Origin of the sequence: Dyadobacter sp. CY323, from assembly GCF_021390245.1 — a bacterium.
Lineage (GTDB): Bacteria > Bacteroidota > Bacteroidia > Cytophagales > Spirosomataceae > Dyadobacter.
This window is the reverse complement of sequence record NZ_JAJUXH010000022.1, coordinates 1-20,993: the sequence shown is the minus strand read 5'-3', so window position 1 is coordinate 20,993 and position 20,993 is coordinate 1. Positions and strand designations below refer to the sequence as shown.

19 protein-coding genes are annotated in these 20,993 nt (G+C 46.1%); 14 read left to right on the top strand and 5 right to left on the bottom strand.

The genetic code is table 11. The annotated features are described in order from the left end of the window. Nucleotides 1–38 precede the first annotated feature (38 nt). Together LZG72_RS24290 and LZG72_RS24285 are read left to right on the top strand one after the other, a co-directional pair. On the top strand, nucleotides 39–2,558 hold the full coding sequence (locus LZG72_RS24290) for a DNA translocase FtsK (protein WP_233877733.1): 2,520 nt from the start codon (nucleotides 39–41) through the stop codon (nucleotides 2,556–2,558). Nucleotides 2,559–2,678: 120 nt separating this feature from the next. Beyond that, the gene (locus LZG72_RS24285) at nucleotides 2,679–3,329 is read left to right on the top strand and encodes an outer membrane lipoprotein carrier protein LolA (RefSeq protein ID WP_233877732.1); all 651 of its coding nucleotides are present in this window, start codon (nucleotides 2,679–2,681) and stop codon (nucleotides 3,327–3,329) included. An 85-nt stretch (nucleotides 3,330–3,414) separates the two neighbouring features. Here LZG72_RS24285 and LZG72_RS24280 read toward each other — a convergent pair whose 3' ends face one another. The 5 genes from LZG72_RS24280 to LZG72_RS24260 form a co-directional block, all read right to left on the bottom strand. Beyond that, on the bottom strand, nucleotides 3,415–3,882 hold the full coding sequence (locus LZG72_RS24280) for a PA2169 family four-helix-bundle protein (RefSeq protein WP_233877731.1): 468 nt from the start codon (nucleotides 3,880–3,882) through the stop codon (nucleotides 3,415–3,417). Between the two features lie 176 nt (nucleotides 3,883–4,058). Next, entirely contained in the window at nucleotides 4,059–5,156 is a 1,098-nt protein-coding gene (locus LZG72_RS24275) for a DNA topoisomerase IB (protein WP_233877730.1), read from the bottom strand. A 142-nt stretch (nucleotides 5,157–5,298) separates the two neighbouring features. Continuing rightward, on the bottom strand, nucleotides 5,299–7,587 hold the full coding sequence (locus LZG72_RS24270) for an ATP-binding protein (protein WP_233877729.1): 2,289 nt from the start codon (nucleotides 7,585–7,587) through the stop codon (nucleotides 5,299–5,301). A 9-nt stretch (nucleotides 7,588–7,596) separates the two neighbouring features. Beyond that, nucleotides 7,597–8,202: a biliverdin-producing heme oxygenase gene (locus LZG72_RS24265; protein ID WP_233877728.1), complete on the bottom strand. Its 606-nt coding sequence runs from the start codon at nucleotides 8,200–8,202 to the stop codon at nucleotides 7,597–7,599. Nucleotides 8,203–8,230: 28 nt separating this feature from the next. After that, nucleotides 8,231–8,674, bottom strand: coding sequence for a response regulator (locus LZG72_RS24260; RefSeq protein WP_233877727.1), 444 nt, complete (start codon nucleotides 8,672–8,674; stop codon nucleotides 8,231–8,233). 163 nt (nucleotides 8,675–8,837) lie between these two features. Here LZG72_RS24260 and LZG72_RS24255 point away from each other — a divergent pair, with 163 nt between their 5' ends. From LZG72_RS24255 to LZG72_RS24200, 12 genes are all read left to right on the top strand, one after another. After that, a complete protein-coding gene (locus LZG72_RS24255; RefSeq protein ID WP_233877726.1) occupies nucleotides 8,838–9,401 on the top strand; it encodes a DUF4142 domain-containing protein in 564 nt (187 codons plus the stop codon). A 152-nt stretch (nucleotides 9,402–9,553) separates the two neighbouring features. Then, the gene (locus LZG72_RS24250) at nucleotides 9,554–11,122 is read left to right on the top strand and encodes a sulfatase (protein ID WP_233877725.1); all 1,569 of its coding nucleotides are present in this window, start codon (nucleotides 9,554–9,556) and stop codon (nucleotides 11,120–11,122) included. A gap of 6 nt (nucleotides 11,123–11,128) precedes the next feature. After that, on the top strand, nucleotides 11,129–12,550 hold the full coding sequence (locus LZG72_RS24245) for an NAD(P)/FAD-dependent oxidoreductase (protein WP_233877724.1): 1,422 nt from the start codon (nucleotides 11,129–11,131) through the stop codon (nucleotides 12,548–12,550). Between the two features lie 37 nt (nucleotides 12,551–12,587). Further along, nucleotides 12,588–13,676, top strand: coding sequence for a formylglycine-generating enzyme family protein (locus LZG72_RS24240; protein WP_233877723.1), 1,089 nt, complete (start codon nucleotides 12,588–12,590; stop codon nucleotides 13,674–13,676). A gap of 20 nt (nucleotides 13,677–13,696) precedes the next feature. Next, nucleotides 13,697–14,260, top strand: coding sequence for an alpha/beta hydrolase (locus LZG72_RS24235; protein WP_233877722.1), 564 nt, complete (start codon nucleotides 13,697–13,699; stop codon nucleotides 14,258–14,260). A 101-nt stretch (nucleotides 14,261–14,361) separates the two neighbouring features. Beyond that, nucleotides 14,362–14,961, top strand: coding sequence for a YceI family protein (locus tag LZG72_RS24230; RefSeq protein WP_409017742.1), 600 nt, complete (start codon nucleotides 14,362–14,364; stop codon nucleotides 14,959–14,961). Between the two features lie 148 nt (nucleotides 14,962–15,109). Further along, nucleotides 15,110–16,258 carry a glycoside hydrolase family 130 protein gene (locus LZG72_RS24225; RefSeq protein ID WP_233877720.1) on the top strand — a complete coding sequence of 383 codons (1,149 nt, stop codon included), beginning with the start codon at nucleotides 15,110–15,112 and terminating at the stop codon, nucleotides 16,256–16,258. 172 nt (nucleotides 16,259–16,430) lie between these two features. Beyond that, nucleotides 16,431–17,198: a DUF1080 domain-containing protein gene (locus LZG72_RS24220; protein ID WP_233877719.1), complete on the top strand. Its 768-nt coding sequence runs from the start codon at nucleotides 16,431–16,433 to the stop codon at nucleotides 17,196–17,198. A 101-nt stretch (nucleotides 17,199–17,299) separates the two neighbouring features. After that, entirely contained in the window at nucleotides 17,300–18,151 is an 852-nt protein-coding gene (locus LZG72_RS24215) for a sugar phosphate isomerase/epimerase (RefSeq protein WP_233877718.1), read from the top strand. Between the two features lie 28 nt (nucleotides 18,152–18,179). Beyond that, nucleotides 18,180–19,232, top strand: a complete 1,053-nt coding sequence (locus LZG72_RS24210) for a ThuA domain-containing protein (protein ID WP_233877717.1) — start codon at nucleotides 18,180–18,182, stop codon at nucleotides 19,230–19,232. Nucleotides 19,233–19,263: 31 nt separating this feature from the next. Then, nucleotides 19,264–20,091 carry a sugar phosphate isomerase/epimerase gene (locus tag LZG72_RS24205; protein ID WP_233877716.1) on the top strand — a complete coding sequence of 276 codons (828 nt, stop codon included), beginning with the start codon at nucleotides 19,264–19,266 and terminating at the stop codon, nucleotides 20,089–20,091. A gap of 167 nt (nucleotides 20,092–20,258) precedes the next feature. Then, on the top strand, nucleotides 20,259–20,993 hold a 735-nt coding region (locus tag LZG72_RS24200; RefSeq protein WP_233877715.1), incomplete at its 3' end, for an alpha/beta fold hydrolase.

Genomic DNA, 20,993 nt, shown 5'->3' with positions numbered 1-20,993 from the left:
TGAAAATAGCATTTCACGCATCCCCAGAGTTGAAATAAATGTCAGTAAATAAGCCAAGAGGAAACACAACGCGCCCGAAAGCAGAAGAAGCGACAGGTTCCCGTTTTAGTTTATCATTCGATTGGGAACAACTCTTCTCCAGTCCCAAAAACACTTTGGCCTGGGGCACCTTTTTTATTCTTCTCGGGGTTGTCCTCGAAATTTCCTTCATATCCTATATCGTAACAGGTCTTTCCGATCAAAGTGTGATCGATGGGCTGGGACAGGAATCGGTCCGCGATGCCGGGCGTCAGACACGTAACTTTTTCGGTGTGCTCGGTGCGGTGGTTTCACACTTCTTTGTCTATCGATGGTTCGGTGTGGGCGCATTGTTGTTACCGTTAGTGCCCATCGTTGCCGGCTGGAAAATGGCTTTCGGCAAAGAAATTCTCCCATTAAACAGAACTACCAAAGAAGTTATCTTTTTTTCCTTGTGGATCAGCATCCTGATGGGGTATATCATCCTCATGAGCAGCACGGAAAACAACCTTAGCTTCGTTTCGGGCGGGGTGGGCTATCTGGTCAATGTCGTTTTGTTCGATTGGTTGAAATGGGGTAGCGTTATCCCCATTATTTTTGCATTGTTCGTATTCGCCGTTTTCTTTTATGATGCCAGATCTGCATATGAAGCGTGGCAAATCAAACAGCAGGCGCGAGCCGACGAAATGCTTGAAACCAAGGAATCTGCCGAGCCAGTCGAAGTACCTAAAGAGAGTAAGAAAAGTGATTTTGAATCGGTTGTCGATGATACGTATGACGACGATGACGACGAACTTGTGCCTGCTGTTGAAACCATGGAGCCGATAATGGAGGTTCAGCAGCCGCATAAAGAAGAACTTAATGGGCATTCGGTGCCTTTAACACCCGTTATTCCGGTAACACCGCCAATCGTACACTCCGATGCCCGGCTTGAATTGGAAGTGGAAGATACCAGACAGCCTGAACCTGTCGCGGAAGAATTTGAGGATGAGGACCTGAACACTTCCATTTTGCGGGAGTTCGGTCAGTATGATCCGATGCTCGACTTACCCACCTACCAGTTTCCTGGAATTGATCTGCTGAATGAAGTGATCGAGAACCAGCATGAAAAGGTTAGTCAGGAAGAGTTGGAAAGCAATAAAACCAAGATCGTGGATACCCTGGGAAGCTACGGGATCAACATATCCAAGATCAAGGCGACGATCGGGCCGACAGTAACCTTGTATGAAATTATCCCGGAAGCCGGGGTTAGGATTTCTAAGATCAAAAACCTCGAAGGTGATATTGCATTAAGTCTTGCGGCGCTGGGGATACGGATCATCGCGCCGATGCCGGGTCGCGGAACGATTGGTATTGAGGTGCCAAATAAGAACAGAGAGACGGTTTTCGTGCGTTCCGTTCTCGCCAATGAGCGTTTTCAGAAATCGAATTACGACCTGCCCATTGTCCTCGGAAAAACCATTTCGAACGACATTCACATTGTAGATCTGGCCAAAATGCCTCACTTACTGATGGCGGGAGCAACCGGACAAGGTAAGTCGGTCGGGCTGAATGTGATCCTTGCTTCTCTGATCTATAAAAAACATCCGGCAGAGTTGAAATTCGTGCTGGTGGATCCTAAGAAAGTGGAGTTAACCCTGTTCAATAAGCTGGAAAGGCATTTTCTTGCGAAACTCCCGAATGCAGAAGAAGCAATTATTACCGATACCAAAAAGGTGATTTTTACTTTAAATTCATTGTGTATTGAAATGGACTCGCGTTACGATCTGCTCAAAGAAGCATCGGTCCGTAACCTGAAAGAGTACAATGCGAAGTTTGCCCAGAGAAGGCTCAATCCTGAAAAAGGCCACCGTTTCCTTCCATACATCGTTCTGGTTATCGATGAGCTCGCGGATTTGATGATGACGGCCGGCAAAGAAGTTGAGACACCGATCGCCCGTTTGGCGCAGCTGGCACGTGCGGTTGGAATTCACCTGGTTGTCGCCACGCAACGACCGTCGGTAAAAGTGATTACCGGTTTGATCAAAGCCAACTTCCCGGCGAGGCTATCATTCCGTGTGACTTCAAGCATCGATTCCCGGACGATTTTAGATATGGGTGGGGCCGAACAACTTGTAGGTCAAGGAGATATGTTGCTGGCGATCAACTCCGAAGTGATCCGTTTACAATGTCCGTTTATAGATACACGGGAGATCGAAGACGTCTGCGAATACATTGGAAATCAGCGCGGATACGATGAGGCTTATGCGTTGCCGGAATACGAGGGAGAAGATGCCTCTGAAGGAAAAGCTGAATTGAATCCCGATGACTTTGATGGATTGTTGCCGGATGCAGCCCGTCTCATTATCACGCACCAGCAGGGAAGTACTTCATTGATCCAGCGTAAAATGAAACTTGGTTATAACCGTGCCGGCCGGATAATGGACCAGCTCGAAATGCTGGGTGTCGTGGGGCCATTTACGGGAAGCAAAGCCCGTGACGTCATGTTTCACGATTTGAACATGCTCGAAGAACACCTTCGTGTGATGGGCGTCATCTAATCTTCATTTGCGAATTGAAAGCATTAAACCATCATGAAATAAGTTGGTCTAAATTTTGCAGTATACCTATCTTCTATTTAACCCGTTTAATATAACTCACTAGGAACCAAAATGTTTAATATGAAAATCTTCAAAAATAATCTCTTCTCAGTCGCGGTAGCAGTGCTCGTCGTTCTTGGTACATCGGCTGTTCATGCTCAGGGTGACAAGAAGTCTTCGGCCATTCTGGACGCGATGAGCAACCGGTATCAGAAGATCAAATCCTTTAAAGCTACATTTACATATACCCCAAAAGGTGAAAAGCCGCTGAAAGGTGAAGCAACTGTTAAGGGGTTGAAATTCAGGTTGAAAATGGCCGGCCAGGAAATATTCAATGATGGCAAACTGATGGCTACTTACATTAAAGAAACAAACGAGGTCAACCTGCAGGATTTCGATCCGACATCAAGCGGGGACCTGGATCCGACCCGGATTTATTCTGCTTATAAAAAGGGTTTCAAATATGCTTTCTTAAAAGAAAAGAAAGAAGGTGCAAAATTGTTGGAAGTGGTTGAGCTGACTTCAACCAATAAAAACAGTCAGGTTGATAAAGTCCAGATAGAAGTAAACAAGGCAGATAAATCGATTAACAGCTGGAAGATTTTCCAGAAAAACGGACAGGAAGTTACTTATACCGTGGAGCAGTTTCAGCCGGATGTGACAGTCGCCGACAGTTATTTCGCATTCAACTCGAAGCAGTATCCCGGCGTGGAAGTAGTCGATCTGCGATAATGGCAATGTGAAAGTATGAAGCATAAAAAAGGTGAAATCGCGATGATTTCACCTTTTTGCTTTTAGCACTTATTTATATTCGAAATTACTTAACTGCTTCGTGCAAGTCGCGGTACTTTTTGATCAGATTGTGGGATTCAAGCAATTCCGCTTTTTGGTTTGCGATGATCTGCCTGATGCCTACCGGAAGTTCGGCGTCTGTTGCCAATGCATCGTCGTATGCTTCTTGTGCAGCGTCTTCTCCATATTCGCAGCTTTCCAGTACCGAGGTTCTGTCGTGGCCTGTGAAAGTTGCTTTAATATCCATCCATACGCGGTAGATTTTACCTGAGCTTGTCGTGCCGGTTGCTACTTCACCTCCTAGGTTTCTTATTTCGCTGCTAAGTTCATTTATATTTTCACGGCTTTCATTGGCCATTTTCTGAAATATTCCTCTCAGATCAACGTCGATATCTTCCACTTCGCTGATCGCTTTTTCGTACCCGTCAATCCGGTCATTATTAATTCTGATGAGGTCATTCAATACCTCCACAAGACTTTCATTGGTTTCCATAACTACTTATTTTTTAGTGTTGATAAATTGTCTTTTTTACTCGATACTTAAAAATCCTGTGCCATGCTGAACAGACCTTAAATACACCGTTTCCTAAGCTGGCGGGCCGGTATGTGTTGCCGTTTTTACCCGAGGTTACAACATGCCAGCCGATACATTCCGAAATCCCCCGTCTTTCAGGCCTGACTTGCTAAAAGTGATTTAACGCGCTGCTCGTTCGAGGAAAAGAGTTTCGCTTCCTCGATTGGCTTGTTCAGGATCCGCTGAATCTTGCCATTCTCGAATGCCCTGAAAACTGCGGGATGCACGTAATATTTCTTACAAACCGTCCGGGTGTTGCCCAGGTGCGCAGCCACGACATCCAGGCAGGTATTCACGATCCTTGTATTTTGTCTTTGAGACTCCGGTTTTTCCTGCGTACTCAGATATTCGAATGCAGTGACCGTGCCCATCCAGGTGCGGAAATCTTTCGCAGAAAAGTTCGATCCGGTATGCGTCCGGATGTAGTCGTTTACCTGGCCGGCATTTAAGGAACACCTGCCGTTTTCCGTAGAATATTGAAAAAGGCGCTTCCCGGGCATTTCCTTGCATTGTTTGACAAGCCGGGCAAGCTGCGTGTCGCGAAGTGTGATATCCTGTTTGATGCCTTTTTTACCGGTAAACATAAACCGGATCTTCGTTCCCGTCACTGTCGCACAGCGGGAATCCAGGGTGGTTATACCCGAAGAACCGTGTTTTACTTTATACCGCTGGTTACCGACGCGAATGCAGGTTTTGTCCATTAACTTTATTACCAATGCAATCGACTTTGGCAGATCAAAATCCTTTCGTCTCAGATCATGCTCCACCTGCTCGCGCAAATTCGGCAGTGCTTCTGAGAAAGTTAGGAGCCGGTAGTATTTGGTCTGGTTCCGGATGAGGTTCCAATGCGGATGGTAACGATATTGTTTTCGTCCGGCAACGTCCGTTCCGGTAGCCTGTAAATGCGCATCCGCATCTGAACTGATCCATACGTTTGTCCATGCGGGAGGCAATACCAGAGATTTGATCCGTTTGATCGCTGCTTTGTCCTTGCACCTGTTTCCCTCTCTGTCCACATAATAAAATTTGGGCGCTTTTCCTTTACGCAGGTAGCCGGGTGCATTATTGGATTGTATATAGTTCAACCCTGCGGCTGCGGCGGTTAATGCAGGATCTTTACGGATTTTTTTGATTTGTTTGGCTGAAATGATAGGTTCTGCTGTTAACGTCCCTACTGCTACGGCTACTGACATGCGGCTTACTTTTAAACGGTGTACGGGCAGTGATAATAAAGTGATACCACATTGAAAAAGGCATAAAAAAACCCCAGCGGATTCCTTGCGGAAAGTTGCTGAGGAAGTATGTACTCAGTTTGTGCTGAAAACCGGATTACATCTAGTCGACTGGAAAATAAACATGGAATACAGAGCCATTTCCTGGTTCGGACCGGGCAATGATAAATCCTCTGTGATTCTCCATGATCTTCTTACAAATCGCCAGTCCGATGCCCGTTCCGGGGTATTTATGTGCCGGGTGAAGTCTTTGAAAAATGTCAAAAATCCGGGTGGTATATTCTTGTTCGAACCCAGACCCATTATCCCGAAACGAAATCCGGTGGTAAGACTGGTTCATCCTAGCCTTCTCATCCGCGATCTCGATGCCTTTTACCAAGCAAGCCGAAATATGGATTTCCGGTGCAGATTCCGGATTTGTAAACTTAATCGCATTACTAATCAGATTGATAAACAGCTGCCTTACCTGAAAAGGGACCGCGTCGAGCACAGGTAACGGATCGGATTCAATAACCGCATTTTTCTCATTAATCGCGTCTTGGAGTTCGGACAAAATATCTTTTACCACCAGATTCAGATCTACTTGCTCAAAAACCTTTTCCATACTTCCGGCTTTGGAATAAGCCAGGATATCCTCGATCAACAGCTGCATTTTTTCCGCCGCAAACCTCATCCGCTCCACCGAATCCTTTACCTGTGACGATAAATCCGGGTCTTCCCGGTCGAGTACTTTGGACGCGAAGATCTGGATCTTCCTCAATGGCTCTTTCAAATCATGGGTACTGATCCAATTGAGGTTTGCGAGCTCCTTATTGGCCGTTTTGAGCTCCTCATTCAGTATGCGGTTTTTATCTTCTTGTGCGCGGATGAGTTGGAAATTGATGTGTTTCTGCAATGCATAGGAAAAACGCGAAGCTGCATTCAGCTCCGACTCTCTCCACGGTTTGCTCTTATCTTTAACCTCTTCCATCCACAACTCAAACGATTTTCGGGGAGTCAGGTGCAATCCGTCCTTGTTTGGGAGCATCGCTTTATTCGGGTCTCCAGCCCAGCCAACCATTTCAATGCGTTCCTGCCTCAGCCAAAGAATCCCGTCATGATTTCCGGAAGACATGGAATAGTAAATAATGCCGGCCCCATAATTGGTCATGGATTTACCCTCCGGATAAATGGCCGGCAGACTGCTGGTGTGGATGCCGTGAGCCAAATGTTTTTCGGAAAGGAATTTGAGCAACCTGATCAATTCGTCATCCGGAGGTACGAGGCCGCTTTTATACAAAACCCCATTATAAAAAATCACAACCCCGGTAGCATTTGCCAGGTTCAGCAGTGATTCCGACTGGTGCTGAGCCCCGATGAAATTCTCATTTTCATGGAGCAACGACAACGAATCCGAAAGTGATTTTTCAACCTGCTGGCCCAATTCAAATTCTTCGGCAACTTCGCGCACTGCGATTTGCGACGTGAGAAAATGTCCCTGAAGTAATGCGGAGAGCCTGGTATAATGCGGGAGGATTTTCGGGGAGTAATGATGGCATGCGATCAGTCCCCACAACTTTCCATTCTGCAGTAATGAGATCGTAAGTGTCGCGCCTACCCCCATGTTTTTGCAATATTCAATATGCATCGGCGAAACGCTTCTCAGGATCGACAGACTCAGGTCAAGGGATTTATTCGACTTATCTTCCGATTTATCGATGGTCAGGATCGGTACGGGCGTGTAGTTGATGTCCGCGATCATCCGCAACGGATTGCGGATGTAAAGCTCCCGCGCCTGGGCCGGAATATCGGTATGCGGATATTTCTGGCCCGAGAATGATCCCAGATCTTCCCGTTTGCTTTCAGCGATGACCTCTCCGTTGTAATCTTCATCAAATTTATAGATCATCACCCGGTCATACCCGGTGATAATACGCGTTTCATGCGCAATTTCCTGACATAACCCGGTGAGAAAAGTGGCTTTCTCCATAATCGAAACAAAGGTCCTGGTCTGGTTATACAGATTGGGAAGGTTAAGTGTTCCGTCCGGAAATGGTTCCAGTTCAAGGATAATGGTCTGGCCGCTTTTGTGGACTGTCGTATTAAATGAGGTTCCGTCTATTGTAAAAACAAACGGTTTGGCAGCGTCTATAACACTTGCTGATGCGTACACGCCAAAATCATCAGCCTGTTCGGCAGGAAAAATTTCGCTCAGGGATTTACCAAGAAGCCAGTCCGGAGAAAGCCCGATGTACGGTTGTGTGTTCTCACTGCAAAACTCGACACGATAAGTATCGTTTTCAACGCCCAACAAAAAACCATGAGGCTGAATGCTCCCCGGAATGTGAATAGGCTCACTTTCGCAGTTAGTCAGGTTAACAATGTCCCTGTTTACAATATTCTTAATGTTCATTTTAGCTTGTCAAATACTTCCTGTAAGCCAATTGTCAATTAGGGTGAACGTTTTTTTTGCATTGCTGATAATTGCCGGGCCTTCATTGGATTCTGCCGAGAACCGGGCGAAAACAGAAATGAAAGATTTCCATAAAACGCCGGTCTGCGGCCCATAGCCCCAGAAGTAACGAGCCCCATTGTCCTCGGTAAGTCCCAGTGTTTCGTGGATATGCTTGTAAAGGATCCTGCCTCCAAGCGTCGTACCTTCCAGCACGTACATAACCCCGAGCGCATCCGGTACCGATAAAAAACCGAATTCATAAACGGGCAGCGAATCAATTTGCGTATCTGAATACCCGGTTGTTTTCAGATCGTTAAGGATGAAACCGGATTTGTATCTCTCACTGAGATCAGGAAAAATGTGATTCAGAAGAGGGAAAACCTGGTTCTCACATGAAACGGTCACACCGTATAGTCCGGATAAGTAGGCCTGATAATCGGATAGGGTTACAGTGGGTTCCAGTAGTGCTTTTGAAAGCCTGTTTTCTTCTAATTTCTGATGATTTTCAGCTGTTTCCTGCCTTAAACTTTTGATAAACAGATCCTGATCCTTTAAAACACCCGCTTCATTCATAAGCATCCGATCTTCAACAACTTGTAAATTAATTGGTGATCAAAAATTGTTCCACATCAGGAGTCGAGGCTAAGTTAACTCTTTCAGACAGACATTTTTGAAGTACCTCTACCAGACCGGCGAAGCTGGTTGGTTTCTGAATATACAGATTTGCGCCGCTATTATAGGCCGACTCCCACAGATAACGGGCGATAGAGGTGGACAAGATGACAATGGGAGTTTGTTCGAACCCCGGGGTTGCTCTGATTTCCGTCAAACATTCCAGGCCATTTTTTACGGGCATATTCATGTCGAGAAAAATGATATCCGGTTTGAGTTCTTCGGCGTGAAGGAGAAGCATCAGTTCCATTCCGTTACCTGCGATCAAAAGCTCACTTTCGGCAGGAAGCTGGCCTAAGGCTTCTCTGAATAAAAAGGTGTCATCATCGTCATCGTCTGCAAGCAAAATCCGAAATGGCTTAACGTAACTCATTATAGGCAATATTGAGGAATGTCATGTAACTGGCAAATACAAAACTACTACTCTTTCTCGAAACTAGGAATCGGAAAGACCAGGTAGTGGCGCACCCATTAAAACCGTTGGCATGCTTTTTTGATCTCATTATACTGTAAATCACAAAATAATGAAAAAAGTTATGAAAAAGATAACATTAAGTGCGCTGATATTGTCAACAATGATGGCATTTTCTGCTTGCAACAGCACTAAGACCGAAGACACTAAAGACGTGGCAGAAGAGCAAAATGAAGCAAAGCTCGATGACACTGCACTGGAAGATGACTCGGAATTTGCAGTAGCTGCCGCGGACGGTGGGATGATGGAGGTGCAGCTTGGCGAACTGGCGCAAACCAATGCAGCCAGTGCGGATGTTAAAAAATTCGGTACGATGATGGCCACCGACCACGGGAAAGCCGGAGAAGAATTAAAAGCCCTCGCACAACAAAAGAACATTACCTTGCCGACTGCTCTGAGTGACGATAAGCAGAAAAAATACGACGATCTGGCTGGAAAAAAAGGGACAGATTTTGACAAGGCTTATATTACCTTCATGGTGGATGATCATAAAGAAGACATCAAGGAGTTTGAAGAGGCAGTAAATGAAGCGAAGGATCCGGATGTGAAAACCTGGGCACAAGGTAAGCTGCCAGTCCTGAAACACCATTTGCAAATGGCAGAGTCGATTAAAGACGCGAAAAAATAATAATAATTGGTTTGAATACTTGACAAAGCCGGACCTGCCTAGCAGGTGCCGGCTTTTGTTTTTACATTGCCGGTGTCGAATGAAAATGATCAGCTTGTTATTTCAGGATACATTCGTTTAATTTGTCTACTAATCTTATAGAGTAATTAAAAATGCTTCGTTTTTCTACAACTAACCTGTCGATCCGTTTCTATCTGAGGTCTATTCTGCTTTCAGTTGTGTCAGTTACCACTGCGGCAGCTCAAACTGAGCAAAGGCCTAATATCATCTTCATATTTTCGGATGATCATGCCTATCAGGGTATTGGCGCGTATGGGAATAAAATCGTTAAAACACCTTCCATTGATCGCATTGCCCGGGAAGGGGCGCTTTTGAAGAATAATATCGTGACCAATTCCATCTGCGGGCCGAGCCGGGCAACGCTGCTGACAGGAAAATATAGTCATTTAAATGGCTACAAACGGAATGACCGGACAAGGTTCGATACAAACCAGACTTTGTTGTCCCAAACGCTCAGACAGAGTGGCTACCAAACGGCCTGGATCGGGAAAATGCATTTAAACAGTCTCCCGGCCGGATTCGATTTCTGGAAAGTATTGCCGGATCAGGGCAGTTACTACAACCCGGATTTTATCGGTCAGCCCAATGACACAACCCGTTACACAGGCTATGTTTCTGACCTGATCACCAGATTTTCTACCGAATGGCTTGAAAAGCGGGATAATGCGAAACCGTTTTTCCTGATTGTGGGACATAAAGCCACGCACCGCGAATGGCTTCCAGACCTGCAGGATCTGGGGGCATACGATAACGTGACATTTCCATTGCCTGCGAATTTTTACGATGATTATAAAGGAAGGTCTGCGGCATTGCAGCAGGATATGACGATTGAAAAAACGATGCGTCTGAAGCAGGATCTGAAAGTGAATGTAGACTACGCAAAAGACGGGGCTTACAAACGCTTTAACCCGGAACAAAAGAAAGTTTTCAAGGCGTATTATGATAAAGTTACCCAGGATTTCAACGATAAGAAGCTTACAGGCAAAGCATTGACCGAGTGGAAATACCAGCGTTACATGCGCGATTATTTCTCTGTTGCCAATTCGCTCGACCGGAACATCGGCAAGTTGCTCGACTATCTCGATAAAAGTGGTTTGTCTAAAAATACCGTGGTAATATATGCTTCTGATCAGGGATTTTACCTGGGTGAGCACGGCTGGTTCGACAAGCGTTTTATTTACGAAGAATCGCTCAAAACGCCATTTGTGATCCGTTACCCGGGTGTGATAAAGCCTGGTACCAAAGTAGAAGACCTGATCCTGAATATCGATTGGGCGCCGACGGTACTCAACATTGCCGGAGCTAAAATACCGGCTGATATGCAGGGGAAATCGTTTTTGCCGCTGTTAAAAACACCGCAAACTGCGCAGGTACCGTGGAGGAAGGAAGCCTACTACCATTATTACGAATTTCCGGAGCCACATCACGTTTTTCCGCATTTCGGGATCCGTACCAAAAGGTACAAACTGGCTTATTTTTACGGCGGGGCTGATTCCTGGGAATTGTTTGATCTTGAAAAAGACCCGACCGAAGTTTCAAATATTTACGGTTCAAAGGGTGCCGAAAAAATCACGGTGGATCTGAAAGCAAAGCTGAAGACGTTGATGACAGAATATAAAGATGAGGAAGCATTGAAAATTCTTGCCTCGGCTAAAAAATAAAATAAGGTGCAAAAAACCGATTTTGATGCGATTATAGTAGGGTCTGGGCCGAATGGGCTGGCTGCCGGCATTACGCTGCAACAGGCGGGACTTTCCGTATTGATCGTGGAAGGTAAGTCGACGATCGGCGGAGGAATGCGTTCGGCGGAACTGACACTTCCGGGGTACGTGCATGATGTTTGCTCGGCAGTTCACCCGATGGCATTACTTTCTCCGTTTTTCAAAAGTATGCCTTTAAAGGAATTCGGGCTGGAATTTGTGCAGCCAACCTATGCGGCGGCACATCCATTCGACGATGGTTCCGTGGCTGTTCTGCAACAGAATGTGGAAGAAACGGCTGTGGGGTTGGGAGCAGATGCGTCCGCCTATCGTGATTTTATGGCACCATTGGTTGCCGACATACCCGCATTGCTTCCGTTTTTACTGGGGCCATTCAAATTCCCGGAGCATCCGTTTTTGTTATCTAAGTTTGGGTTAAAAGCATTACCCTCGGCGGTTTGGACTGCACGGAGATTTCAGACAAAAGAAGCGAGAGGTTTGTGGGCAGGTATGGCCGCACATGCCATTCAGCCTTTGCAAAATGTGGCTACGTCGGCATTTGGGATTATGTTAATGGCTGCGGCGCACGTGAATGGCTGGCCCATTCCCAAAGGTGGAAGCCAGATGATTGCGAATGCATTAACGGATTACTTCCGGTCACTCGGTGGGCAGATAACTACGGATTTTTATGTGGATAACCTGGATAAGTTACCCCCGGCCAAAGTGGTACTCATGGATGTTACGCCCCGGCAGTTAGTAAAGATCGCTGGTAATAAACTGACTTCTGCCTACCGCAGCCAGTTGGAGAGTTACCGGTACGGGATGGGCGTATTTAAAGTGGATTGGGCGCTGGACGGTCCGATACCATTCACATCTAAGGAATGTAAATGTGCCGGGACGGTTCACCTGGGAAATACGCTGGAAGAAATTGTCCGATACGAGAAAGGCATTTCGGTGGGGAAACATTCGGATAAGCCATTTGTCCTGGTTGCCCAGCAAAGTCTGTTTGACAATAGCCGCGCCCCGGAAGGAAAACACACGGCGTGGGCATATTGCCACGTTCCGCACGGATCGCAACAGGATATGACTGCGGCGATTGAAGGCCAGGTTGAACGTTACGCGCCAGGTTTCAAAGATTTGATCAGAGAAAAACATACCATGAATACGTCCGAAATGGAAGCCTATAACCCGAATTACATTGGCGGCGACATCAATGGCGGCATTCAGGATGTATTTCAATTGTATTCCCGTCCGGTACTGAGTGTATCGCCTTACCGGACCTCGGCGAAAGACATTTACCTGTGTTCGTCCTCGACACCTCCGGGCGGCGGCGTCCATGGAATGTGCGGGTACCATGCAGCCAGGCAGGTTTTAAAGGATTTATTTTAATTAGATTGTTGATTTCAGGAAATAAGGTTGCGTGATTATGAAATTATTTGCCACGAATTTTTTAGGGAGTTTTTTAATAGCATTAATCGGTTTGACGGGAACAAGCTGTGACAAAAAACAAACCGCAGAAGAAAAAACAGCCGATAGCCTGGCTCATTGCATTGCCGAAGGCATTCCATCGCGGGCAGCTGCCATCAAGAATGCAAGCCACATCGAGGAAGGAAAAGGAGATACCAAAGGTATGGTCTGGATCAATGGCGGTAAATTTCTCATGGGCGCAGACGAATTTCCGGATTCGCGGCCAATGCACGAAGTGACGGTCGATGGATTTTATATGGATGAACATGAAGTTACGAATGCGGAGTATGAGGCATTTGTGACAGCAACTGGGTACAAAACGATTGCCGAGAGGCCGCTGAACCCGGCCGATTACCCGGGTGTCCCGGCCGACAAGCTGGTACCGGGCTCCGCAGTATTTACCCCGACTCCAACCCGAGTTTCACTGGAAAACCCATTGCAATGGTGGACGTATGTTCCGGGAGCGAGCTGGGCCCATCCCGAAGGTCCGACGAGCTCGATCAAGGGCCGCGAGAATTATCCCGTAACACATATATCTTACGAAGATGCTTCCGCATATGCCAAATGGGCGGGCAAAAGGTTGCCGACCGAGGCGGAATGGGAATTCGCGGCGCAGGGTGGTAAAGGAAATCATACCTATTACTGGGGCGACGAATTGAAGCCGGGAAACAAATGGGTCGCCAATATTTATCAGGGGAGCTTTCCGGACAAGAACACAAAAGAAGATGGATTCCTGACTGCCGCACCCGTAAAAACGTTTCCTGCGAATCCGTACGGACTATATGATATGGATGGGAACGTGTGGGAATGGTGCGAGGACCTGTACCGCCCGGATTACTACCAGAAAAGCCCGAACTCGAATCCAAAAGGTCCGTCAGACAGTTACGATCCCGACGAACCTGGCGCTGTGAAACGGGTGCAGCGTGGCGGATCTTTTCTTTGCAGCGACGATTATTGTATTCGGTACAAAGCAGGAAGCCGCGGAAAAGGAGAGGTTACGAGCGGAAGTAATAACCTGGGTTTCAGGTGTGTGATGGCAAAAAAATAATTAAAGTAAAGATTAATAACATGCAGTTTCTGAATGTCCCTGGTCTGGCGAGCTCCGGGCCGCAGCATTGGCAAACCATCTGGGAGGAACAGTATCCGCACCTTTTCGACCGCGTGCGCCAGGAAAACTGGGATTGGCCGGTGAAAGAAGATTGGGTTGCACAACTGCAAAGACAGATCAGCCAGCTAACGCAGCCAACGATTTTGGTTGCTCATAGCCTGGGTTGCATTACCGTAGCGCATTGGGCGCAGGAGCATACATCGGAGCTCGTAAAAGGTGCGTTACTGGTTGCGCCTGCGGATGCCGAGATGTCAAAGAGGCTGAATTTCGTGGTTGGTTTTACGCCGATACCGGTTCGTTCCTTTTCATTTAAAAGCATTGTGGTCGCCAGTACCAATGACATTTATGCCAGTATCAACCGCTCAAAAATGTTTGCTGGGAACTGGGGCAGCGATTTTATTAATCTTGGTAAAAAAGGCCATATCAACGCCGTTTCGGGATTAAGCGATTGGCCGGAAGGCAAAGAAATCCTGGAATCGCTCGCTGATTTTAAACTTTTTCAAAACGAAGCAACGAGACATTGAAAAATCTCGTACAAACGTTTCGAAGTGCCGATCAATTAAACTTATTCTTTTTATCTTACAACAATTCTACACTTAAACGAATGACAATGACTATGAAAAAAATCTTTGTATTTGCAATGGCAGGTTTGATGTTCGGGGCCACTGCTTTTGCCGGGCCCGGAAAGACCAAAGCAGCAGACAAAACGCTTGCTGTTGATACAAAAAGTAGCACCATTACCTGGGGCGCCAAAAAAGTAACGGGAACACATGCCGGTACCGTGCCGGTAGAAAGCGGTTCTCTGATCGTAGATGGCAACAAACTGAAAGGCGGAACATTTGTAGCGGATATTAAATCCCTGGTAGTGACAGATGTTACCGACAAAGAAATGAATGGCAAACTGACCGGACACTTGAAAAGCGATGATTTCTTCTCAGTGGAAAAACACCCGCAGGCTAAATTGGTCATCTCTTCTGTAACTCCAAAAGGTGGAGATGCCTATGACGTAACAGGTAAGCTGACGATCAAAGGGATTACTCAGGATGTTAAATTCCCTGCAACAGTGAAAGCAGACGCTAAAAAAGTAACTGCGACTGCAAAAGTAACTGTTGACCGTACCAAATACGACATCAAATTCCGTTCGTCTAATTTCTTCGAAAACCTTGGCGACAAGGCAATCGACAATGATTTTACACTGGATGTAAATCTGGTTGCGAACAAGTAACAGTTTATAGTTCCCGATTAAAAATCCGGTTTGATCACTCAGACCGGATTTTTTATTTCAAACTGCATTGTTTTAAAGAGCAGTAGAAAATGATACGAGGAGAAAAGACATATATTTGAAATCGTATTTGATAAATCAAAGAAAAACCATGAAAAATTTTATTATCGGACTGGTATCTGTTTTTCTATTTTCAACGCATTCGTTTTCGCAAACAGAAAATAAGCTTCCAGACTGGACATTCGGCGGCTTTAAACGTCCGGAGAATGTAAATCCCGTTATTTCACCGGATACCACTTCCACGTTCTTTTGCCCGATGAACAAAAGGCAGATCGACTGGGAATCCAATGATACGTTCAATCCGGCGGCGGCAATTAAAAATGGTAAGATTGTGGTATTGTACCGCGCCGAAGACAAAGCCGGGAAGGCGATCGGAAAACGTACATCACGACTTGGATATGCCGAAAGTGAGGATGGAATTACATTTAAAAGAAGAAAAGAACCGGTTTTATATCCTGCCGAAGACGGCCAGAAAGCAATGGAGTGGCCCGGTGGCTGCGAAGATCCGCGGGTGGCGGTTACCGAGGATGGTTTGTATGTGATTTTTTACACGCAATGGAACCAGGATAAAGCCAGAATTGGAGTCGCAACGTCGAGAGACCTGATCAAATGGGAGAAGCATGGGCCGGTTTTTAAAAAGGCATACAATGGCAAGTTCAATCAAATCTGGACAAAGTCAGGGTCCATTGTAACCAAACTGGTGGGTGATAAACAGGTCATTGCAAAAATCAACGGGAAGTACTGGTTGTATTTTGGGGAGGCAAATGTGAATGTCGCTACGTCTACAGATCTGATCAACTGGGAGCCGGTGGTCGATAAAGATCAAAATCTGGTCAACCTGATTTCGCCGAGAAAAGGATATTTTGACAGTAACCTTACCGAATGCGGCCCTCCGGCCATTGTTACCGAAAAAGGCATTGTGCTGCTTTATAATGGAAAAAATGACAAAGGCGAGGACGGGGACAAACGTTTTACGCCGAACAGCTACTGCGCCGGTCAGGTGCTTTTTGATAAAAATGATCCCACTAAGTTGCTGGCCAGGTTGGACGTGCCGTTTTTCCGTCCCATGGAGTCTTTTGAAAAAAGCGGGCAATATGTTGCCGGAACGGTGTTTCTCGAAGGAATGGTTTATTTCAAAAAGAAATGGCTTCTATATTACGGATGCGCCGATTCCAGGGTAGCGGTGGCCATTTACGATCCGAAAGTTAAAGCTCCGGGAGATCCGCTTCCTGCGCAGTAACCTCTTACCAAAGCTTCATCGAGCAGGTCAGTACAGGATAGTCGGCTAGATATTTTTAGGAATTTTTGGATATTAATTTCTGCTTTTTTAAGAGTAAAAAGGAAGCGGAAAAACCCTTCGATGTAAGGGATCATGTATATTTTTTAGTCACTAAACCCATAAGACAACTAAAATGAGTTCCAGATTCATCAAGGCCGGCATTTTATTGGCAGCAATACTGACCATCGGAAGCCAGGGCAACAGTTTTGCTCAAAAGAAGGAAAAAGGGTTTACATCCATTTTCGATGGTAAAACGCTGAAAGGCTGGGACGGAGATCCCAAATACTGGAGAGTCGAAAATGGGAACCTGGTTGGCGAGATCACTCCTGAAACACTTCTGAAAACAAATTCCTTCATTATCTGGCGTGGTGGCGAACCCGGGGATTTTGAATTTAAAGGTTCATTTAAAATAGCTCAGGCAGGAAATTCGGGTATCAATTACCGAAGTGAGCAACTTACCGATATCCCTTTTGCACTGAAAGGTTACCAGGCTGATATCGATGGGAAAATTAATTATACCGGTCAGAATTACGAGGAACGTAAACGTACGACATTGGCTTATCGTGGCCAGAAAACGGTAATTAAGGAATATTCCGGCGAAAAAACACCGGAAGCGATTCGTGCAAATGTAAAAGCAAATGCATGGACAGGCTGTGAAGTGGTAGGATCGCTGGGAAAATCGGATTCACTCAAAACACTCATTAAAAGCGAAGACTGGAATACGTTCCGTCTGGTAATAAAAGGAAACCGTCTGCAGCATTACATCAACGACGTACTGATGAGCGACGTAACCGACAACGATACGGTAAATGGGTCCAAAAAAGGACTCCTGGGTGTGCAGGTCCACGTAGGCCCGCCGATGAAAGTGGAATACAAGGATTTGAGAATAAAAAACTTATAGAATCAAAGCTATTTCCCAAAAGCTAATCGCTAAAAGCTAATCGCTAAAAGCTAATCGCTAAAAGCTAAAAGCTAAAAGCTAAAAGCTAAGAACCAGTAAAAATGAATAAAATTGGATTTAATGTCCTTGCCTGGACGGCGGCGGTTTCCGACGATTTGTTCCCCGTAATCGACAGGTTGAAAGGAATAGGATTTAATGGAGTGGAGTTCTACCTGGGTTCGCCGGATGCAGTAGCCTATCAACGAATGGGTAACTATACCAAAGACCTTGGTCTGGAGACCACGGCTGTAATGACGCTCGGCAAAGATGAGAACCCGGTAAGTGAATCTGTGGAAGTGCGTCAGAAGGCTTTGGATAAAATAAAATGGGCGGTTGACCGTGCGCATGAGCTCAACTCGAAAATCATTTGCGGGCCATTTCACTCGGCACATACCGTTTTTGTAAACCGTCCCGCCGAAGACCGGGAATATGCCCTGGCTGGTGAAGTCCTCAATGCAGCCGCTGAATATGCGGCACAAGCAAATATCACATTTGCCCTGGAAGCACTCAACCGTTTCGAATGCTACTTATGCAATACCATGGAGCAGCTTTTGAAATTGGTGAAAGCAGCTGATCATCCAAATGTCCGTGCGATGTTTGATACGCACCATTCCAATATCGAAGAAAAGAAATACGCAACTGCTCTTCAAACGATCGCTCCCGTTTTGGCACACGTTCACATCAGTGAAAACGACCGTGGTACTCCCGGTGACGGACAAGTACTTTGGGATGATGCATTTTCTTCATTGGCTGCGATCAACTATCAGGGCTGGCTAACTATTGAGGCATTTTCAAGGAACGATCCCGATTTCGCCAATGCCATCGGTGTGTGGCGTGAGTTCTCCGATCCGTGGGACATTGCTGAAAAGGGGTACACATTTATTAGGGAGATGTCTTTGAAGCATGGACTTTAAAAACTTCGGCCGACCGCCGGGAGCCAATATGAAAAACGCCATTATCATCATCCTACTTCTCTTTTCCTGGATCAATGCCGCGGCGATTCTGCCAAAACAAGATGATGTAAGTAAACACCGGGTTGTTTATAAAGGTGAAAAAGGGCCGGGGGTTGGAAAAAACATTGTTTTCATCGCAACCGATCACGAATACCGGGGCGAGGAATCGTTGCCTGCTTTGGCGCGTATTCTTGCCAAAACCTATGGCTTTACCTGCACGGTCGTGTATGCGCTGGATGAAAACGGGGACATTCTGCCGGGAGGTTCTAATGTAAAAGGATTGGAAGTTTTGGAAGAGGCAGATTTGCTGGTGATGTTCATGCGGTTTGCACATTTCGCAGACAAAGAAATGCAGCACATCGATGACTATGTAAAACGCGGCGGCCCCATTGTCGCTTTCAGAACTTCGACCCACGCTTTTGAAATAAAAAATGACCCGAAATGGGAGCATTATTCCTGGAACTATAAAGGCCCGGAAACAGCTTGGAAGGATGGTTTCGGGGAATACGTACTTGGAGAAACGTGGGTTTCGCATTATGGCACCAATCACAAGCAATCGTCTAAAATCATCATTGAACCTGCACAAGCAAAGCATCCCATTATGACCGGTGTGAAAGATATGTGGGTGCAATCGGGAGGATATACCGCCGAGCCGAAAGGTACGGTGCTGGCACGTGGAGAAGTTTTGAATGGCATGACGGCAACATCGGAACCTGATAAAACGAAAGAATTACTGCCCGTGGCCTGGATCCGCGATTACAAAGTAGACTCAGGAAAAACGGGACGCGCATTCACCACCACGCACGGCGCATCCGAAGATATCCTCAATGAAGGTTTCCGGAGAATGGTGATCAATGCGATGTTCTGGGGTTTGAAGATGGAAAATCAGATTAAGCCGACCAATAATATCGCATTTGTAGGACCTTACAAACCGACTACTTTCAATTTTTCGGGCTATAAAGCACATGTCAAACCGGCCGATCTTGCTGGCTGGGATTCGCTCATTATGCCGGGAGAAATTGTGAAAAAGAAAGGTAAATAAATCATTGAAATTTAGTAATCATAAATCTTAGATGTCAGTACAGCTTCCTTTTCGTTTTGGGTCAGAAGTGTATACCTGGTTCATGAGTAACAGTGGACAAACCCACCAGGGGCGTCTGGGTCACATGATCGAGATTATTTCAAAAGCAGGTTTCACAGGAATTCAGCCGATTTTCACCTGGATGGGCGATCTCATCGATCCGGATAAACTGGAAGAAAAGCTGAATGAACAAGGTATCCAGCTCGCCGCACTTGCATTGGCGCTCGACTGGAATGAATCCGAAGAAACGGAACGAGAACGCGAGGTTGCGGATCATGCGATAAAAGTATTGCAGCGTTTTCCGGGAGCTGTGTTAAATACCGTCCAGATTCCCACCGGCAGGCACGATCTGGCTGAACGTCAGAAACGACTGGTGAACATTGTAAATTCCGTTTCCAAACGGGCTGCCGACAAGGGAGTTCCGTGCAGCTATCACCCGAATTCACCGCATACTTCCATCATTCGTACCGAAGAAGATTACAGGATCGTACTCGAAGCATTGGATTCTTCGGTCACCGGCTGGACTCCCGATGTGGGACATATCATCAACGGCGGCATGGACCCGCTTTCAAAAATGAAAGAGTACCAATCACTCATCAACCACGTGCATTACAAAGACTGGGACGGAAATCCCGAGTTTACATTGATGGGAAAAGGCAAGGTGGATCTTTTGGGAGTAACGCAGTGGCTGAAAGATATCAATTACAGCGGGTGGATCATTTGTGAAGACGAAGGCCAGGAAGCATTGGAAGATCCGGATTTTGTGACATTGCATGATGGGAAATGGATTCAGGATGATTTGATTCCGGGATTGAGATAGCTTTCTTGGCTGTTAGCTATTGGCTGTTAGCCTTTAGCTATTAGCTTTTAGCCTTTTTTTATTTTTATCTGATACGAAAAAATATATCTAAATAACAAACTCAGCCACGGCTAAAAACCTTATCGCTAACTAACAGCTAACAGCTAACAGCTAACAGCCATTTTCCCATGCCTACAATAAAGACCAACGGAATAAACATGTATTACGAAGAACGTGGTTCTGGGGAGCCGCTTCTTTTGATTATGGGTATCACTGCGCCGGGTTCGGTTTGGAATGTGCATGTGGCGGATTGGAAGCATCATTTTCGGTGCATTATTGGGGATAATCGTGGGGTGGGGCAGACGGATAAACCTGCCGGACTGTATTCATCCGAACAAATGGCGGACGACTATGCCGGTTTGCTGGATTTTCTGGGGCTTGAAAACGTGAGCGTAGTTGGGTGCTCGATGGGAAGTACGATCGCGCAGCAATTGGCGATACGTCACCCGGAGAAGGTTAAGTCGCTGGTTTTAATGTGCCCGTGGGCAAGATGCGATAATTATGCAAAAGGATTGTTTCAGCATATTATGAACAGTAAGGCCAGGTTCCGGCCGGAAGAGTTCAGCCTGTACATTCAATTACTGATTTTTTCAAAATCATCCTGGGATGATGCCGAGCAGCACGAGCAACTTGCATTAGGTAGAAATCAGGATGCTGTAAACCCTTATCCGCAACCCTTACATGGTTTGGAAGGCCAGGCGGCGGCTTGTATCAATCACAATGCATTGCAGGATTTGGGTAAAATCAATATTCCGACGCTGGTAATAGGAGGTAAAGAGGACATTTTTACGCCGGTTTGGATGGCTGAGGAAGTAGCGGGAGGAATTCCGGGTTCGGAGCTTTTTTTATATGAAAAACTGGGC

Bases quoted from the DNA above. Each gene is read 5' to 3' on its own strand.
- LZG72_RS24280 (WP_233877731.1), bottom strand. From the start codon at position 3,882: ATGGAAACCAATGAAAGTCTTGTGGAGGTATTGAATGACCTCATCAGA.
- LZG72_RS24290 (WP_233877733.1), top strand. From the start codon at position 39: ATGTCAGTAAATAAGCCAAGAGGAAACACAACGCGCCCGAAAGCAGAA.
- LZG72_RS24275 (WP_233877730.1), bottom strand. From the start codon at position 5,156: ATGTCAGTAGCCGTAGCAGTAGGGACGTTAACAGCAGAACCTATCATT.
- LZG72_RS24255 (WP_233877726.1), top strand. From the start codon at position 8,838: ATGAAAAAGATAACATTAAGTGCGCTGATATTGTCAACAATGATGGCA.
- LZG72_RS24210 (WP_233877717.1), top strand. From the start codon at position 18,180: ATGAAAAACGCCATTATCATCATCCTACTTCTCTTTTCCTGGATCAAT.
- LZG72_RS24240 (WP_233877723.1), top strand. From the start codon at position 12,588: ATGAAATTATTTGCCACGAATTTTTTAGGGAGTTTTTTAATAGCATTA.
- LZG72_RS24225 (WP_233877720.1), top strand. From the start codon at position 15,110: ATGAAAAATTTTATTATCGGACTGGTATCTGTTTTTCTATTTTCAACG.
- LZG72_RS24285 (WP_233877732.1), top strand. From the start codon at position 2,679: ATGAAAATCTTCAAAAATAATCTCTTCTCAGTCGCGGTAGCAGTGCTC.
- LZG72_RS24235 (WP_233877722.1), top strand. From the start codon at position 13,697: ATGCAGTTTCTGAATGTCCCTGGTCTGGCGAGCTCCGGGCCGCAGCAT.
- LZG72_RS24265 (WP_233877728.1), bottom strand. From the start codon at position 8,202: ATGAATGAAGCGGGTGTTTTAAAGGATCAGGATCTGTTTATCAAAAGT.
- LZG72_RS24220 (WP_233877719.1), top strand. From the start codon at position 16,431: ATGAGTTCCAGATTCATCAAGGCCGGCATTTTATTGGCAGCAATACTG.
- LZG72_RS24270 (WP_233877729.1), bottom strand. From the start codon at position 7,587: ATGAACATTAAGAATATTGTAAACAGGGACATTGTTAACCTGACTAAC.
- LZG72_RS24205 (WP_233877716.1), top strand. From the start codon at position 19,264: ATGTCAGTACAGCTTCCTTTTCGTTTTGGGTCAGAAGTGTATACCTGG.
- LZG72_RS24250 (WP_233877725.1), top strand. From the start codon at position 9,554: ATGCTTCGTTTTTCTACAACTAACCTGTCGATCCGTTTCTATCTGAGG.
- LZG72_RS24215 (WP_233877718.1), top strand. From the start codon at position 17,300: ATGAATAAAATTGGATTTAATGTCCTTGCCTGGACGGCGGCGGTTTCC.
- LZG72_RS24260 (WP_233877727.1), bottom strand. From the start codon at position 8,674: ATGAGTTACGTTAAGCCATTTCGGATTTTGCTTGCAGACGATGACGAT.